Annotated in this window: 11 protein-coding genes; 7 read left to right on the top strand and 4 right to left on the bottom strand. The window is 66.0% G+C overall.

Translation table 11 applies throughout. The features are described from left to right. Nucleotides 1–235: 235 nt before the first annotated feature. From FHS48_RS14320 to FHS48_RS14310, 3 genes are all read left to right on the top strand, one after another. Complete coding sequence (locus FHS48_RS14320; RefSeq protein WP_184264260.1) at nt 236–1,975, top strand: sensor domain-containing diguanylate cyclase; 1,740 nt, start codon at nt 236–238, stop codon at nt 1,973–1,975. A 200-nt stretch (nt 1,976–2,175) separates the two neighbouring features. After that, nucleotides 2,176–3,630 (top strand): DUF2336 domain-containing protein, encoded by a 1,455-nt coding sequence (locus FHS48_RS14315; RefSeq protein WP_184264259.1) that lies wholly within the window; start codon nt 2,176–2,178, stop codon nt 3,628–3,630. Between the two features lie 39 nt (nt 3,631–3,669). Beyond that, the gene (locus tag FHS48_RS14310) at nt 3,670–5,214 is read left to right on the top strand and encodes a hypothetical protein (protein WP_184264258.1); all 1,545 of its coding nucleotides are present in this window, start codon (nt 3,670–3,672) and stop codon (nt 5,212–5,214) included. Between the two features lie 39 nt (nt 5,215–5,253). Here the strand turns inward: FHS48_RS14310 and FHS48_RS14305 are convergent, their stop codons facing one another. After that, nucleotides 5,254–6,141 carry an AraC family transcriptional regulator gene (locus FHS48_RS14305; RefSeq protein WP_260402490.1) on the bottom strand — a complete coding sequence of 296 codons (888 nt, stop codon included), beginning with the start codon at nt 6,139–6,141 and terminating at the stop codon, nt 5,254–5,256. 114 nt (nt 6,142–6,255) lie between these two features. Between FHS48_RS14305 and FHS48_RS14300 the strand changes: the two genes are divergently transcribed. After that, nucleotides 6,256–6,663, top strand: coding sequence for a DUF2000 family protein (locus FHS48_RS14300; protein ID WP_184264257.1), 408 nt, complete (start codon nt 6,256–6,258; stop codon nt 6,661–6,663). 7 nt (nt 6,664–6,670) lie between these two features. On the opposite strand, the gene FHS48_RS14295 is transcribed toward FHS48_RS14300, so the two are convergent. Further along, a complete protein-coding gene (locus tag FHS48_RS14295) occupies nt 6,671–7,606 on the bottom strand; it encodes a winged helix-turn-helix transcriptional regulator (RefSeq protein WP_184264256.1) in 936 nt (311 codons plus the stop codon). 256 nt (nt 7,607–7,862) lie between these two features. On the opposite strand from FHS48_RS14295, the gene FHS48_RS14290 reads away from it, so the two are divergent. Next, entirely contained in the window at nt 7,863–10,622 is a 2,760-nt protein-coding gene (locus FHS48_RS14290) for a [protein-PII] uridylyltransferase (protein ID WP_184264255.1), read from the top strand. Nucleotides 10,623–10,775: 153 nt separating this feature from the next. Here FHS48_RS14290 and FHS48_RS14285 read toward each other — a convergent pair whose 3' ends face one another. Next, nucleotides 10,776–11,135, bottom strand: a complete 360-nt coding sequence (locus tag FHS48_RS14285) for an EF-hand domain-containing protein (RefSeq protein WP_184264254.1) — start codon at nt 11,133–11,135, stop codon at nt 10,776–10,778. 275 nt (nt 11,136–11,410) lie between these two features. Here FHS48_RS14285 and FHS48_RS14280 point away from each other — a divergent pair, with 275 nt between their 5' ends. Then, entirely contained in the window at nt 11,411–11,899 is a 489-nt protein-coding gene (locus tag FHS48_RS14280) for a DUF983 domain-containing protein (protein ID WP_184264253.1), read from the top strand. A gap of 34 nt (nt 11,900–11,933) precedes the next feature. Here FHS48_RS14280 and FHS48_RS14275 read toward each other — a convergent pair whose 3' ends face one another. Then, nucleotides 11,934–13,160 (bottom strand): DNA recombination protein RmuC, encoded by a 1,227-nt coding sequence (locus FHS48_RS14275; protein ID WP_260402489.1) that lies wholly within the window; start codon nt 13,158–13,160, stop codon nt 11,934–11,936. A 117-nt stretch (nt 13,161–13,277) separates the two neighbouring features. Between FHS48_RS14275 and FHS48_RS14270 the strand changes: the two genes are divergently transcribed. Continuing rightward, a complete protein-coding gene (locus tag FHS48_RS14270; RefSeq protein ID WP_184264251.1) occupies nt 13,278–14,780 on the top strand; it encodes a DUF4139 domain-containing protein in 1,503 nt (500 codons plus the stop codon). Nucleotides 14,781–14,904: the final 124 nt, after the last annotated feature.

The raw sequence follows: 14,904 nt of genomic DNA, 5'->3' as shown, positions 1-14,904 counted from the left end.
TGCCCGCAGCCCCCGCCGGAGCAGGATTTCAGGCCGCTCAGGGCCTTGCCCGGTTCTGTTCGCTCTGGCCCGCATATCCGGCCGTTATGTCCGGCTGGATATGAACAGAATGGCTGATGCCAGTTGCGGGGGAACCATGCTAAAGAAGACATTGTACAGATCCTGCTGACGGGAGAGGACAGAGGTGAACAGGGCTGATAGTGCCCCGCCCCGGACAGATGGGGCCGCGCCCCGGATGGAACGGCCGGATGGCGGTGCCACCCCGGTTAACGGCACCGTTGCGGGCGGCGGGGGGGTGTCCGGTGGTGCGGAAAACCAGTCCGACAGCATCCTGAACGGCTTTCCCGGACCGCTGTTGATGTTTTCCCCGACAGGCGGCCTGCTGTCCGCCCAGCCGGAGGAGACCCCCCTTGCCGTGTTGCTGGCGGCGGGCGGGGCGGCTGAGGCGCAGGCCCTGATCGCGGTCTGTGCCAGCAGCCGGATGGCCAATCAGGGCACGGTGCAGATCGAGAACGGCGACGGGGTCTATACTTATGACCTGACCGTGCTGCCGATGCCTGATGGCCGGGTTGCCATGCTGACCCGGGAAGTCACCCTGCATCACAATCTGCGCGCCGCGCTGGTGGAAAGCCGTCAGCGTTATAAGGATTTTGTCGAGATTTCGTCGGATTTTGCCTGGGAAACCGGCATTGACGGCACCTTTGTGTTTGTCAGCCCGCGCGGGGCGCTGGGCCATCCGGCGGCGGACCTGATCGGCCGCGATCCGGTTGATCTGGTGATGGAGCGGGACGCGCAGATGGGCATTCCGTTCTCCACCCATGTGCCGATCGATCATGGCGAGGTCTGGGTGCGTCGGGTTGATGGATCCCCGGTCTGTGTCACCGTGGCCGCCCGGCCGATTTTTGACCGCTCCGGCCGCTGGATCGGCACCCGGGGCGTCTGCCGCGATGTGACGACCGAGCGGGAGCGCGATCTTCAGCTGGCCCGGGCCCGCAACCGGGAACGGATCGTCAACCATATCGTCCGCACCTTCCGCGATGAGGTTGATCCCAACAACATGCTGAATGTGGCGGCGGAGACGCTGGCGCGGGGCATGGGGGCCAGTGACTGCCATATCTTCCGCCGTCCCAGCGACACGCTGGAGGAAAGCCACCCGAGTGAACTGCCCGCCGGGCTGATCCCCGGGGCCCGCTATGGGGCGCTGGCCTATCTCAGCTCCCTGCCGGTGCTGGATGCCCTCGACCATGGCGAAGAGCTGGTGGAGATGGAGGTTGAGGGGCGGCAGGTTCTGGCCGTGGCCTCGCGCCATCATCACCGCGTCAACGGGGCGGTGGTGCTGTACCGGGTGGCGGAACGCGGCAACTGGGGGGTTGATGACCGCTTCCTGCTGTCGGATCTGGCTGACCAGATCGGGATCGCCAACGAACAGATCGCCGCGCATGAAAGCATTGTCAGGCTGTCGCGCACCGACAGCCTGACCGGCCTGTTCAACCGCCGGGCCTTTTTCGAAGAACTGGACCGCCGTCACAAGCGCCTGCAACGGACCGGGGCCTTCGCCGCCCTGCTCTATGTCGATCTTGATAACTTCAAGATGGTCAACGACGTCCACGGCCATGCCGCCGGGGATGCGGTGTTGCAGCTGGTGCGGGATATGCTGCTGGGCAATACCCGGCCGACCGATCTGGTGGCCCGCCTCGGCGGCGATGAGTTCGCGGTCTGGCTGGAGGGCGGGACGCTGGAGGTGGCCGAGGACAAGGCCCGTCTGCTGCTGTCGATGGCGGACCGCCTGCTGCGGCCCCGTTCGGGGAACCCGGCACATCCGCTGGGGCTGTCGATCGGGATTGCCGTTCATGATCCCGCCCATCCGGAAACCCTGCATGATTTGATCGCCCGGGCTGATCAGGCGATGTACTCGGTTAAAAAGACAGGTAAACTGGGGGTGGCGGTGGCGGACCTTCCGGTCCGCTCCGTCTGATCCGCCCGGATTTGCGGCAGAGTCTGTGTCAGGTGTTTTTTTGGGGTATCCTGTTCTGACGGGGTGGCGCCGGTATCTCCCCCCAGACCGGCGGATCCGTTGTCTTTGGTGTGGTGTGTCGCAGCCGTGAACGTGCGTGTTTTTGCCGGATGGTCCTCTCAGCAGCTCCTCCGGCCAGTGCCTGAGGAGGTGGCCCTGTCATGACGTCCTTCCTCAAGCGTCTCCTTGGTCTTGAAGACGTCACCGCGGATGCTGTGCCGGAGGATGTCGTGTCGTCCGGTGCCTTCGGGAAACCGGCAGAGGGCACGGCAGCGCTGCCGGAAGACCTGATGTCGTTCGAGCCGATTTCCTATGATGCCGCCAAGCAGTATGCCCGCAGCGAGGATCCGGCGATCCGCATCGCGCTGGCCTCGCGCACCGATGTGCCGGCGGAAATCCTCTATTTCCTCTCGGAAGACGGCCATGCGGCGGTACGCCGGGCGGTGGCGCTGAACGGGTCGACCCCGGCACTGGCGCATCTGGTGCTGGTCGAGGATCAGGATGACCGGGTGCGGGCCGATCTGGCCTTCCGGATTGCCCGGCTGGCCCCCGGCCTCAGCCCCGATGAGCATGACCGGGCCCGGCAGGCAGCCTACCGGGTGATTTCCCGGCTGGCGCAGGACCAGATGGTGCGGGTGCGCCAGATCCTGTCGGAAGCGATCAAGGATGTGATTGACGCGCCGTCCGATGTGATCCGCACGCTGGCCCGCGATGTGGAGGAGGTCTCCACGCCGGTTCTGGAATATTCTCCGGTCCTTCAGGATGAAGACCTGCTGGATATCATTGCCGCCAGCCCGTCGTCGGCGATGCTGTCGGCGATTTCGCGCCGTCAGCGCCTGTGCGCCGACGTGGCCGATGCCATTGCCGAGACCGATGATACGGTGGCGATTGCCGACCTGCTGCGTAATACCTCGGCCCAGATCCGTGAGGAAACCCTCGACCACCTGATCGAAACCGCGCCAGACCGGCTGGAATGGCACGAACCGCTGGTGCGCCGCCCCGGCCTGCACCGGCAGGCGGCGATGCGGCTGGCCGAGTTTGTCGCTGACCGCTGGTTGCAGGTGCTGCGGGACCGCCGGGATCTGTCACCGGAGACGCTGGCGGAAGTGAAGCGGGTGGTCCACGCCCGCCTGCATGAAGGCGATCCGTTGCCGGCACCGGAATACCGGACGGCGGTCAGTGCCTCCGCCGATGCACCGCTGCCGGAGATCCTGCACCGGATTGACGTTTCCAGCTGGCCGCACACCCGGATTGAAGCCTTCCGTCAGGCGGTGGAAATGTACCGCCGGGGGGATCTGGGCGGGCCGGTGCTGTTGCAGGCGGTGAAGGTCGGGGATATCGAGTTTGTCGCCGCCTCGCTGGATGTGCTGAACCATCTGGTGCCGGGGGCGTCGCTGGAGGCCATCCGCATGGCCAGCTGTAAGGCCATCGCGGCGCTGGTCTGGCATGCCGCTCTGCCTCCGGCCCTGTCGGTGCAGATTCAATCGCGTCTGGCCCGGGTGGCCCCGGCGGATGTGCTGACGGAATCGGGGGATCTGCCCTTCGGTCTGACCATCACGGAAATGGAATGGCAGATCGAGATGTTCGCCAAGCGGACGGAAACACCGCACCCTTAAAGGGGGTGGTGTCGGGACAGAGCAGACGCGCGGGGGATAATGGGTAAGGCGGTGTGGCTGGGGGCTGGTGCGGCGGTGGCGGTGATAACCGGCATTGGCCTGCGCTATGGGATGATTGAATTGTCCCGTCCGCCGGTGACCGGGGCGGTTCCGGCCCGGTTGGGGACAGCGGTTCCCGCCGATGATCCGGCAGCCCCGTTCACCGAGGTGATCCGGCAGGCCGGAGCCTTTGCCGATGCGGTTTCCCGCGCCGGGAAGGCCCTGCTATCCCCGGAGTCGCCGCCGCCGGTGGCGGGGCATGGGGAGATCGCACTGGCCCCGGTCCAGCCGGACACCCCGAAGGTTGGCCCGCAAGTTGGCCCGGTGACGTCTGATCCCTCCAGACCGGCCCCTGCAAAAGCAGAGGGGCCGAAGCCCGATGCGGCCAAGGCTGGCCCGGTGAAGACAGACCCGCCGAAAGCGGAGACCCCGAAAACGGAGCCGACCAAGGCCCCCGCCGCAAAACCCGATCCGGCGAAAGCCGACGGCCAGAAAGCTGAGTCCCAGAAGACGGACCCCCAGAAAAGCGGTCCGCAGAAAACGGACCCGGGAAAACCCGGCAGCGGAATCGCTGAGGCGGTCCGGCCTGATTCCGGGAAGCCTGAAGCCGGAAAACCTGACTCCGGGAAGGGGGGAACCCCGCAGGCCGCGACGGGCGTGCCTCCGGCACCCCCGGATGTGCCGCCCGTGTCCGGCGGTCTTGATCTGGCGCAGATGGCGGAACGGTTTAAGGCTCCGGCCAGCCGCACACCGGTTTCGGCGCCGATTCCCGATGCCCCGCCTGCGCCGCCGCCAGTGGCCACCGCCTTTGCCCCGGCGGACCAGTATCCCCTGACCGACTGGACGCTGGATTATGGCGAGGCAGGGTATCTGGGCCGCCTGACCCTGAACGGGGAGCCGCTGAAGGACCGCCGCCCCGGTCTGGCGGAGACGCTGGAGGTGTCCGGCTGGGCCGGGGACTCTCTGATCGGCATCCGCTTCAGCCATGTTCTGGCGGCACTGTGTGGCCGGGTGGTCGGGATGGCCCCGGTGCAGGACCCAACCCCGGAGATCGGACGGACGATTCACAGCAACCTGTCGGCGGCGGGCTGGACCCTGCGGCTGCCGGTGGAGCTGCTGCCCCGCTGCGACAAGCCGGTCCTGAGTGTGCTGGCGGTGCGGGATGGCAAGTTCGCCTATCCGCTGCGGGGGGAGCAGCCGCTGACCCTTCCGGCGGACACCGTCAAGGCTCCGGCTTCGGTGACGGTGAAACCCCTGCGCCCGGGGGATCTGCCGTTTCTGGACCGTCAGCCGCTGACCCTGACCGCCAAGGCCACCACCGTGCGCCGTTGCGGGGCGTCGGACTGTGCGCCGGTCGGCAGTCTTCCCGCCGGGGACTACAATGTGGCGGTGATGGACCGCCAGAAGGGCTGGGCCCTGCTGGTGACATCGAGCGTTTCCGGCTGGATCCCGGAGGGGGTGTTGCGGCCCCCGGTGCGGAAACCGGCCCCGGCAAAACCGGAGGGCAAGCCCGAGGACGCAAAAGCGGCAGGGACGGCGGGCTGACCCCGGTTTCCGTCTGTTTTTCTCTTCCTCAGGGCCGTCTCAGCCGGGCCGGGCAAGAGACAGGCTGTTCCAGCGCCCCGGCGTCAGGCCGAACGCTTTTTTGAAATGGCGGGTCAGGTGGCTTTGGTCGGCAAAACCGGCCTCGGCGGCGACACGGGCCAGTGGCAACCCGCGCTCAATCAGGCGGCGGGCGAAGCTCAGGCGGCGCATCAGCAGATAGCGGTGCGGTGACGTGCCGTGGATTGACCGGAAGGCCCGCGACAGGCTGAAGCGGTCAAGGCCGGTCACCGCTTCCAGCGCGGCGGCGGAGACGCCGGTTTCCACCGAGGCTTCCAACAGGGCGCGGGCCTGCTCCACCTGCCGCAGCGGCAATGCCCGCCCGGCCTGTGGGCGGAAACCGCTATGACGGCACAGCGCATCGGTGATCCCGGCCAGCAGGGCAGTCAGGGCCAGATCATCCTCCGGCTGCGGGGTGGCGGTGACGGTTTCCAGCGCCGAGAAGGCCCCGGTCAGGCCACTGCGGAAGGTTGGATCGCTCAGCACCGGATCTCGCACGAACGGCAGGCTGCCCCGGCCGCCCGGCAGGGCCTGCGCCACCAGCGCCGGGGAGACATACAGCATGGTGTAGACCAGCGAGGCATCGCTGCCCGCCCCACCGTCATGTTCCTCATCCGGATGCAGCACCAGAATTTGCCCCGGCAGGCTGCGCCGTTCCTCCCCCCGGTAGAAAAACCGCTGCACCCCGCCCAGAGTTACCCCGATTCCATAGCTGTCATGGCGGTGGGGTTCAAACACATCGCCGCTGAAACGGGCATGCAGGGCCTCCAGCTCCGGGTGGGTTTCCGCCCGGATCATGCGGATGGATTCGTCGTTCTGGCACAAACGTTCAAGACCGCCGGGGGCGGGGTGGTCTACAGGATCAGTCATCTGTATCAGTCATCTGTCCGGGCTCTCCAACCATGGAGGGGTCTCAGAAGATATGGGGACCCAACCGGTTTCTGCGCCATGGAAAAATGCTCTGGCCGAGAGGAGGAAGAGTCAATGTTTGAGACCAAGATTGCAATGATCCTGCGCGAGGATCTGGCGGTGTGGCAGAAGCTGAATGTCACCGCCTTCCTGATGTCCGGTGTGGTGGCCGGGGCGCCGGAGGTGATCGGCGAGGCCTATTTTGACCGGGACGGACGGGAGTATCACCGTCTGTCGGTCCAGCCGGTGGTGGTGCTGGCCGCCGATGCGGCGCAGATGGCGGTGATCCACCGCCGTTCTCTGGAGCGGGGTGTGCAGACGGCGCTGTTCATCGAGGAGATGTTCCTGTCCGGCCATGACGGAGAAAACCGGGCGGTGTTTTCCGGGTTTGGTCCTGACGATGCCAAGGTGGTCGGGATCGGCCTGCGGGCAGACCGCAAGGTGGTCGATAAAATCACCAAAGGGGCCGGTAAGCACCCCTGAGAACCCGCTATCGCACCGGCACCGAGACCTTGAAGGTCACATCCCCCCGTTTCAGCGGGTGGCGGCAGTAGCTGCACACGGTGGCGGTGGCCAGCGGGGTGTCGGTGCAGTGGTGGTGCAGGCCGACCGCAGCGTCGGGGACCAGCCAGCGTTCCCCCCAGCGGTGCAGGGCCATGATCACCGGGTAGAGATCCCGGCCTTTCCGGGTCAGGCGGTATTCATAGCGGACCGGATGATCCTGATAGGCGATCCGCCGCACCACCCCGGCCTCCACCAGCAGACGCAGGCGGTCGGCCAGAATGTTGGTGGCCGCTTTCAGCTCCTTCTGGAACTCGTCATAACGGCGGATGCCGAGCAGCAGGGCGGAGACCAGCAGCGGCGTCCACTGGTCGCCGATCAGCTCGGCGGCCTGTAGCATCGAGGGGTCACCGGGAACCTGTCCCGGCCCCGGCGGGCGGCTGCGGCGCTGGGGGCTGCCGTCATTCAGGGCGGCGTCGGCGTCGGCGATCTGTTCGGCCTCCACCCGGTAGGCGACCTCGCGCGGCAGCACCGGGGCCCCGCAGTCCAGACACACCGTGACCGGATCAAAGGCCTGCCCGCACAGGCGGTGGCGCAGACGATCCGGCACGGTGGTGCCTGCCGTCTTCGGGCCGTGGGTGATCTCCCAGTGCCAGACCGAGACCGCGAAATCGTACAGATCCTCCCCCATCGGGGTGAGGACATAGTCATCCCGGGGCGGGTGGGCCTGATAGGGCTGGCGGGCGAGAACCCCGCGCTCGGTCAGGGCATTCAGGCGCTTGGTCAGGGTGCTGCGCGGTGCCCCGGTGGTGTGGACGAAATCGTCAAACCGGGTGCGGCCGAGAAAGGCATCGCGGATGACCAGAAAGCTCCAGCGGTCCCCCAGCAGCCGGATGGCGTGGGCGGCCGGGCTGTTGCGGATCACTTTACCCAGCGCGACCGGAAGATCGGGGCGGCCCGTCGGTGAAACGGGCGGAAGGGGCGGGGAAACAGGCTGGTGCACGGGGGATGCGGGCTTTCTGGGGCAGGGATGAAAAACAGGATCTGCTTAAAAACACTGCAACGCAAGGGCAATGCCAAACAAATCAGCAGTCTAGGCCGTTTGGAGGCTGGCAGTTTGGCCGCCAGTGCCTATAGTGAACAGCACACCGCGTGTTCCGTAAAGGGGGGCTGCCGCCACCATGCCGACCCATGCCATCCGCCATCCGCGTCAGATCATCGACCGTAAGGATCTGGTGATCCGTCTGGATGACCTTGCCGAGCGCGACCTGAAGCCGCACGAAAAGCGGAAGGAGCTGCTGGCCGCCCTGAAAGATGCCTACCGGCGCGGCTTTGACGAGGTCAAGCGCCGCTGTCTGGAGGACCGGGCCAACGGATCGGTGACGGTGCGCGAACACTGCTATCTGATGGATCAGCTGATCGTCACCCTGTACGACTATGTCACCCGCCATGTGTTCATCCGGGGATCGCTGACCAAGGGGGAACATCTGAGCCTGATGGCTGTCGGCGGCTATGGCCGGGGGGAGCTGTGCCCCTATTCCGATCTCGATCTGCTGTTTCTGCTGCCTTACAAGTCCACTCCCTATTCCGAACAGGTGGTGGAATACATGCTCTATATCCTGTGGGATCTGGGGCTGAAGGTCGGGCATTCCACCCGGTCGATTGACGAATGCATCCGGCTGGCGAAAACCGACATCACCATCCGCACCGCCCTGCTGGAAGCCCGCTGGCTGTGGGGGGATAAGGCGCTGGCTGAGGAGTTCCGCCAGCGTTACCGCGCCGAGGTGATCGCCGGAAGCGGTGCCGGATTCGTCGAGCAGAAACTGGCCGAACGCGATGCCCGCCATGACCGGCTGGGGGATTCCCGCTATGTGCTGGAGCCCAACGTCAAGGAAGACAAGGGCGGGCTGCGTGACCTGCACACCCTGTACTGGATTGCCAAATATCTCTACGGCATCACCGATGTGCGGGAGCTGGTCGATCTGGGGGTGCTGACCACCCCGACGGCGCGGCTGTTCATCAAGGCGCAGACCTTCCTATGGACCGTGCGCTGTCACCTGCATTACCTGACCAACCGGGCGGAAGACCGGCTGACCTTCGATGCCCAGAAGGCGATTGCCGCCCAGCTCAGCTACACCGACCACGCCGGGGCCGCCGGGGTGGAACGGTTCATGAAGCATTACTTCCTGATCGCCAAGGATGTCGGGGACCTGACCCGGGTGTTCTGTGCGGTGCTGGAGGAGCAGAACAAGCGCAAGCCGCGCTTTTCGCTGCGGCGGAAGAAGAGCATCGGCAATTTTGTCATCGACGGCGGGCGGATCGGGGTCAAGGACGAAGCAGCCTTTCTGGCCGATCCGATCCAGTTCCTGATGCTGTTCCGCCATGCCCAGACCCAGCAGGTGGATATTCACCCCAACACCCTGCGGCTGGTGACGGAAAACCTGAAGCTGGTGTCCCGCCTGCGGCCCAATCCGGCGGCCAACGCGCTGTTTCTGGAGATGCTGACCGACGAGCGTGACCCGGAAGGCACCCTGCGCCAGCTGAACGAAGCCGGGGTCTTCGGGCGCTTCATCCCGGAGTTCGGGCATGTGGTGGCGCAGATGCAGTACGACATGTACCACGTCTACACCACCGATGAGCACACCATCCGTGCCATTGGCATTCTGCGGCGGATCGAGGCCGGGGACCTGAAGGACGAGCTGCCGGTGGCGTCGCAGGTGGTGCATACGGTGCAGTCGCGCCGGGCCCTGTATGCGGCGGTGATGATGCACGACATCGCCAAGGGCCGGGGCGGGGACCATTCCGAGCTGGGGGCGGACATCGCCCGCAAGCTGGGGCCGCGTCTGGGCCTGACCCCGGAAGAGACGGAAACCGTGTCGTGGCTGGTGCTGCATCATCTGGCGATGACGCGGGTTGCCTTCAAGCGTGATATCGACGACCCGCAGACCATCCTGTCCTTCGCGCAACTGGTGCAGAGCCCGGAGCGTCTGCGCCTTCTGCTGGTGCTGACCTGCGTCGATATCCGCGCCGTCGGCCCCAAGGTGTGGAACAACTGGAAGGCCACCCTGCTGCGGGAACTGTACTACCGCACCGAAGACGCCCTGTCCGGCGGTCTGTCGGCGGAGGCGCGGGATATCCGGGTCACCCGGGCCAAGGAGGCGGTGCGCACCGCCCTGTCCGGCTGGGTGCCGGAGCGGATCGACTGGTTCCTGGCGCTGGGCTATCCGTCCTACTGGCTGGCCTATGATACGGCAACGCAGGCCCTGCATGCGCGGATGGTCGATGCGGCGGAAGCGGCCAAGGCCCCGCTGACGGTCGATATCCGCCCGCTGAAGTCCAGCGATGTGGTGGATGTGACGATTTATACCAGTGACCATCCGGGTCTGTTCGCCCGCCTGACCGGGGCGATTTCGCTGCTTGGCTGTTCGATCGTGGATGCCAAGATTGTCACCCTGACCAATGGCATGGCGCTGGACAGTTTCAGCGTGCATGACCCGCAGGGGGAACTGCCGGTCAATACCGACAAGCAGGCCCGGCTGCGCAAATCGGTGGAGGATGTGCTGACCGGGCGGACCAACCTGCGGAAGGAACTGGCGGCGAAGCCATCCGGCCTGCCGTCACGCACGCAGGTGTTCACCGTGCCGCCGCGCGTCATCGTCGACAATGCCCTGTCGAAGACTCACACCATCCTTGAGGTCAATGGCCGGGACCGTCCCGGTTTTCTGTATTCGGTGGCGCGGACCATCAGCGATCTCGGCCTTCAGATCGCCTCGGCGCATATCTCCACCTACGGCGAGCGGGTGGTGGACGTGTTTTATGTGAAAGACGTGTTCGGGATGAAGATTGACCATCCGGCCAAGCTGAAGACCATCCGTACCACCCTGATGGAGATGTTGCAGGAGCTGGACCGTCCTGCCGGAGCCCGCAAGAAGGCCGGGTGATCTGCTGTTCTGTTTTCCCCGGATAAAAATCGGCCCGGTACAGTGTGCGTACCGGGCCGTTGAGTTTGGGAGGAGGGGAAACAAACGTACAGGGAGGATAAACAGGGAGAGGGAACAGGGAGGGAAACCGGGAAGGGGAAGGTGCTGCGGACCTTACGGTTCGTCACGGTCCGGCAGGGCCTGCGGGGCCGGAGCCGGACCACGCTTCATGCCGTCGCGGGGGTGATCCCCTTTCTTGCCATGGCGTTCCCCACGGCACTCCTTCATCGCCTTGTGGAAGGCGGCCATTTCCTCGCGGGACAACAGGCCGTCCTTGTTGGCGTCCATCTGGTCGAAGCGGCTGGCGTGCATGCTCAGGAAATCCTGCTTGCTGACCGGACCGTCCTTCATCGGGCCGTGGGCCGGCGGGGTCGGGCAGCCGGTGGCATCCGCCGCCATGGCGGGCAGGCTGATGGCGCCAAGGGTCAGGGCAGAGGCGATAAGGCCGATGGCGAAGGTCTTACGGGCGGTCATGATGGGGTACTCCGGGGAAAAACGGGAGAGGATACTGGGGCTGAACCCGTCGCGGCCGTTGGGGAATGACGGAGGGGTCGGTGGCCGCGCCGGGGATCAGTGCCCCGTTCCAATAATCCTGTTATAGGCCCCGGGGTTTGAACCCACTCTGAAACCGCTGTTTAGGCCCCGTTCAGGTTCCCGCCTGATTTCTGCCACTCTTCAGCCGGGGAGGTTTCGGCTATACTGCCGGTATCCCCGCACCGTTGCGGGAGGGGCTGCGAAAGGATCCGCCGATGCCGGTTCCGCCTGATGGGCCTGAAGAGGTCCGCCGTCTTTCCGCCGTAAACGATCATGCTGAAGAGACCGAATGGCAGCGCCAGTGGGCGGCCCATCGCCGCGACCACCGCCGCCTGCGGCAGGAGCGCCCGCTGATGATGTCTCTGTGGCGGGGGATGCGCCGCCGCTGCCCGCGCTGCGGTCAGGCCGGGCTGATGGTGGCTTACCTGAAGCCGACTCCGTCCTGCGCCGGTTGCGGCGAGTCCTTCGCCGGAATCCGCACCGATGATTTTGCCCCGTGGCTGAGCATTCTGGTGATCGGGCACCTGCTGGTTCCGGCGGTGATCTCGGTCGAACGCCTGTGGGAACCGCCGTTCTGGGTGCATCTGCTGGTGTTTGGTGCGATCGGGGCGGAAATGGTGCTGTCCTGCCTGCCCCGGGCCAAGGGGGCGGCGCTGGGGCTGATGTGGGCGCTGGGCCTGCGCGGGGACGAACACCAGTATTGAGCCGGACGGCATCGGGGACCCCCGCCCCCACGGCTCAGCTCCGGGGTGGCAGTCCGCTGCCGGACCAGCGGTCCGGATGGGCGGGGGCGACGGCGGCCGGGGGGGGCGGCACCGGGGCGGTCACGCCTGCGGCCTGCCCGGTCCGGGCGGTGTCGCGGTCATCCCCGATCTGGATATCCTCAATCTGTTCGGCCCGCTTGGTGATCTTGTCGGTGCTGATCTGCACCTGCCGGATATCGTCCTGCGCCTGTGCAAAGTGGGTGGCCAGCTTGCCGATCCGCGAGTCGAGACGGCCGACGTCTTCCAGCAGCTTTCCGACCTCGGCCTGAATCACCCCGGCCTGCTCCCGCATCCGGGCATCTTTCAGCACCGCCCGCACCGTGTTCAGGGTTGCCATCAGGGTGGTCGGGCTGACAATCCACACCCGGGCGCGGTAACTTTTTTCCACCACCTCGGGGAAGCTGGCGTGCAGCTCGGCATAGACCGCTTCCGACGGCAGGAACATCAGTGCCGACTCGGCGGTTTCCCCGGCGAGGATGTAACGGTCGGCAATGTCGCGCACATGCTTCAGCACATCATTGGCAAAGGCGCGGGCGGCCTGAAGATGGCTGGCATCATCATTGGCGCTGCGCAGGGCGTAATAGCTTTCCAGCGGGAATTTGGCATCGACCACGATGGATCCCGGCGGATTCGGCAGGGTCAGCAGGCAGTCAGCCCGCCGCCCGTTGGACAGGACCGCCTGAAACCGGTAGGCCGACGGCGGCAGGGTGCTGGTGATCAGGTCGTTCAGCTGCACTTCGCCAAAGGCGCCGCGGGCCTGCTTGTTGGACAGAATATCCTGAAGGCCGATGATCTGGCTGGACAGGTCCTGAATGGTCCGCTGGGCGGCGTCGATCACCGCCAGCCGCTCGCCGAGGGCGTTCATATGGGCGAAGGTGCGTTCGGTGGTCACATGCAGGCCTTCGCCGACCCGGCGGGACATCTCGGCCAGCCGTTCTTCCAGTACACGGGACACCGTGCGCTCCTGATGGTGCATCCGTTCCGCCAGCTGGGCATTGGCGGCGGCCTGTGCCTGTGCCATCTGCGCCATCCGTCCGGCCAGTTCAGCCTGAGCGGCATAGAGGGCGCGGGCGGTCTGGTCGAAGTCCGCGCCGGTCCCCGGGCTGTCCCGGCGGGTTCGCAGGGCGATCACCACAGCGGCTGCCGCCCCGGCGCAGGAGAGGACCACGACCGTCATCAGCCCCCAAATCATGCCATCCATTGACCGTATTCTCGCCATAGCTGTGAGATGAGATACTGCCTGTGTACGCTGCCGTTCGTGTGTTGCCAAGATGTTCTTCCCGACGGCGGGCTTATCGTCTTTCAGGAGTCTTCCCCGATGATCCGTTTTCAGCCTGTTCCGTCTTCCCGTCCGGTGACTGCCGGGGGGACCGCCGGGGTGTCCGCTGGGGTGTTTGGCCGCAGCCGCCGGGCGGCCGCTCTGCTGGCCGGGGTGGCGCTGTGCGGCGGGGTGCTGGCCCTGTCCCCGGCACAGGCGGCCAGTGTCGGCGACCGGACCGGGGTGGCGATGACCCTGTATCAGACCGGCCCGGCCCTGATTGAGGAACAGCGGGCGGTCCAGCTCGACAAGGGCGACTCGACCCTGACTTTCGGCAATGTCAGCAGCGGACTGATCCCGCCCAGTGTCCGGGTGATTCCGGTGTCCGGCCCGTCCTTTGCCGTGCGGGAACAGGCGTGGCGTCCGGCCCGTCCGCTGATGCAGGACCTGCTGCGGGCCAGCGAGGGGAAGACCATCACCCTGATCCGTCAGGTTGACGGCAAGGAGGTGCTGGAGCAGGCGAAGGTGCTGCGGGCGGAGCCGGAGCCGGTGCTGGAGATCAACGGCAAGATCCGCCTTGGTCTGCCCGGTGCGGTGCTGTTTGACAGTCTGCCGCCGGATCTGCCGCTGACCCCGGCCCTGACGGTGTCGGCGGATGCGGCCTCTGCCGGGGCGGGGGTGGTGGCTCTGCGCTATCTGTCCGGGGGGCTGGTGTGGTCGGCGGATCATGTGATCGACCTGTCCGCCGATGGGAAGTCCGCCCAGCTGACCACGGCGGCAACCCTGGGCAACACCACCCATCAGCCGTGGAATGCCGTGAAGCTGGCACTGGTGGCCGGGCAGGTTGAGGCCTCCGCTGCCGATATGATGCCGCCGCCGCGCCCGGCCCCGATGGCGGTGATGTCGGCGGCCCCGATGATGGAAAAGCGTGCCGCCCTGCCGGAGCGGGAAGCCTTCGGCAATGTCTATCTGTATACCGTGGATCGTCCGGTGTCGCTGGCCCCGGATGAGACCCGCCAGATCACCCTGCTGCGGGCGGATGCCCTGCCGGCGAAGACAGTCTACGTGGTCACCGGTGCAGGCAGCCGTGACAGCGGGGATGAGGCGGCAGTGCCGCAGGCGGTTCCCTCCTTCCTGACGGTGACCAACAGCGGTAAGGGCGGCACCGGTCAGCCGGTGCCGGGGGGCGCGGTGCGGCTGTATCAGTCCGATTCCAAGGGGCAGGCCCGTCTGCTGGGATCGACCCAGCTGAATGACCTGCCGGTGGACGGCAGCGCCCGCCTGCCGCTGGGGGCTGCCTTTGATCTGACCGCCAGTGGCCGGATGACTGGCCTGACCAAAATCAGCGACCGCACGCAGGAAACCAGCCACGAAATCGTGCTGCATAACGCCAAGGCGTCCGCCGAAACCGTCGAAGTGGTCGAGCCGATGGGCGGCGACTGGAAAATCACCGCCGAGTCGATGCCCGGGAAGCGTCTGGACGGCAGTGCTGCGGTCTGGAGCGTGCCGGTTCCGGCGGGAAAAAGTGTAACCCTGACGTATACCGTCCGCACCACCTATTAACCGGCCGTACTGCGGGAGGGGCTGTCCACCGGGGCAGAACCCTCCCGTTTCTGCCATTCTGGGCAGTAAATCTTAAATAAGAGAGAGGGCGGATACTGGTCTTTCCGGGGAATTGTTTCAGACT

Source organism: Novispirillum itersonii (assembly GCF_014205675.1).
Taxonomy (GTDB): Bacteria; Pseudomonadota; Alphaproteobacteria; order Rhodospirillales; family Rhodospirillaceae; genus Novispirillum; species Novispirillum itersonii_A.
The sequence above is the reverse complement of the archived record's forward strand: the minus strand, read 5'-3'. Positions and strand labels throughout refer to the sequence as shown.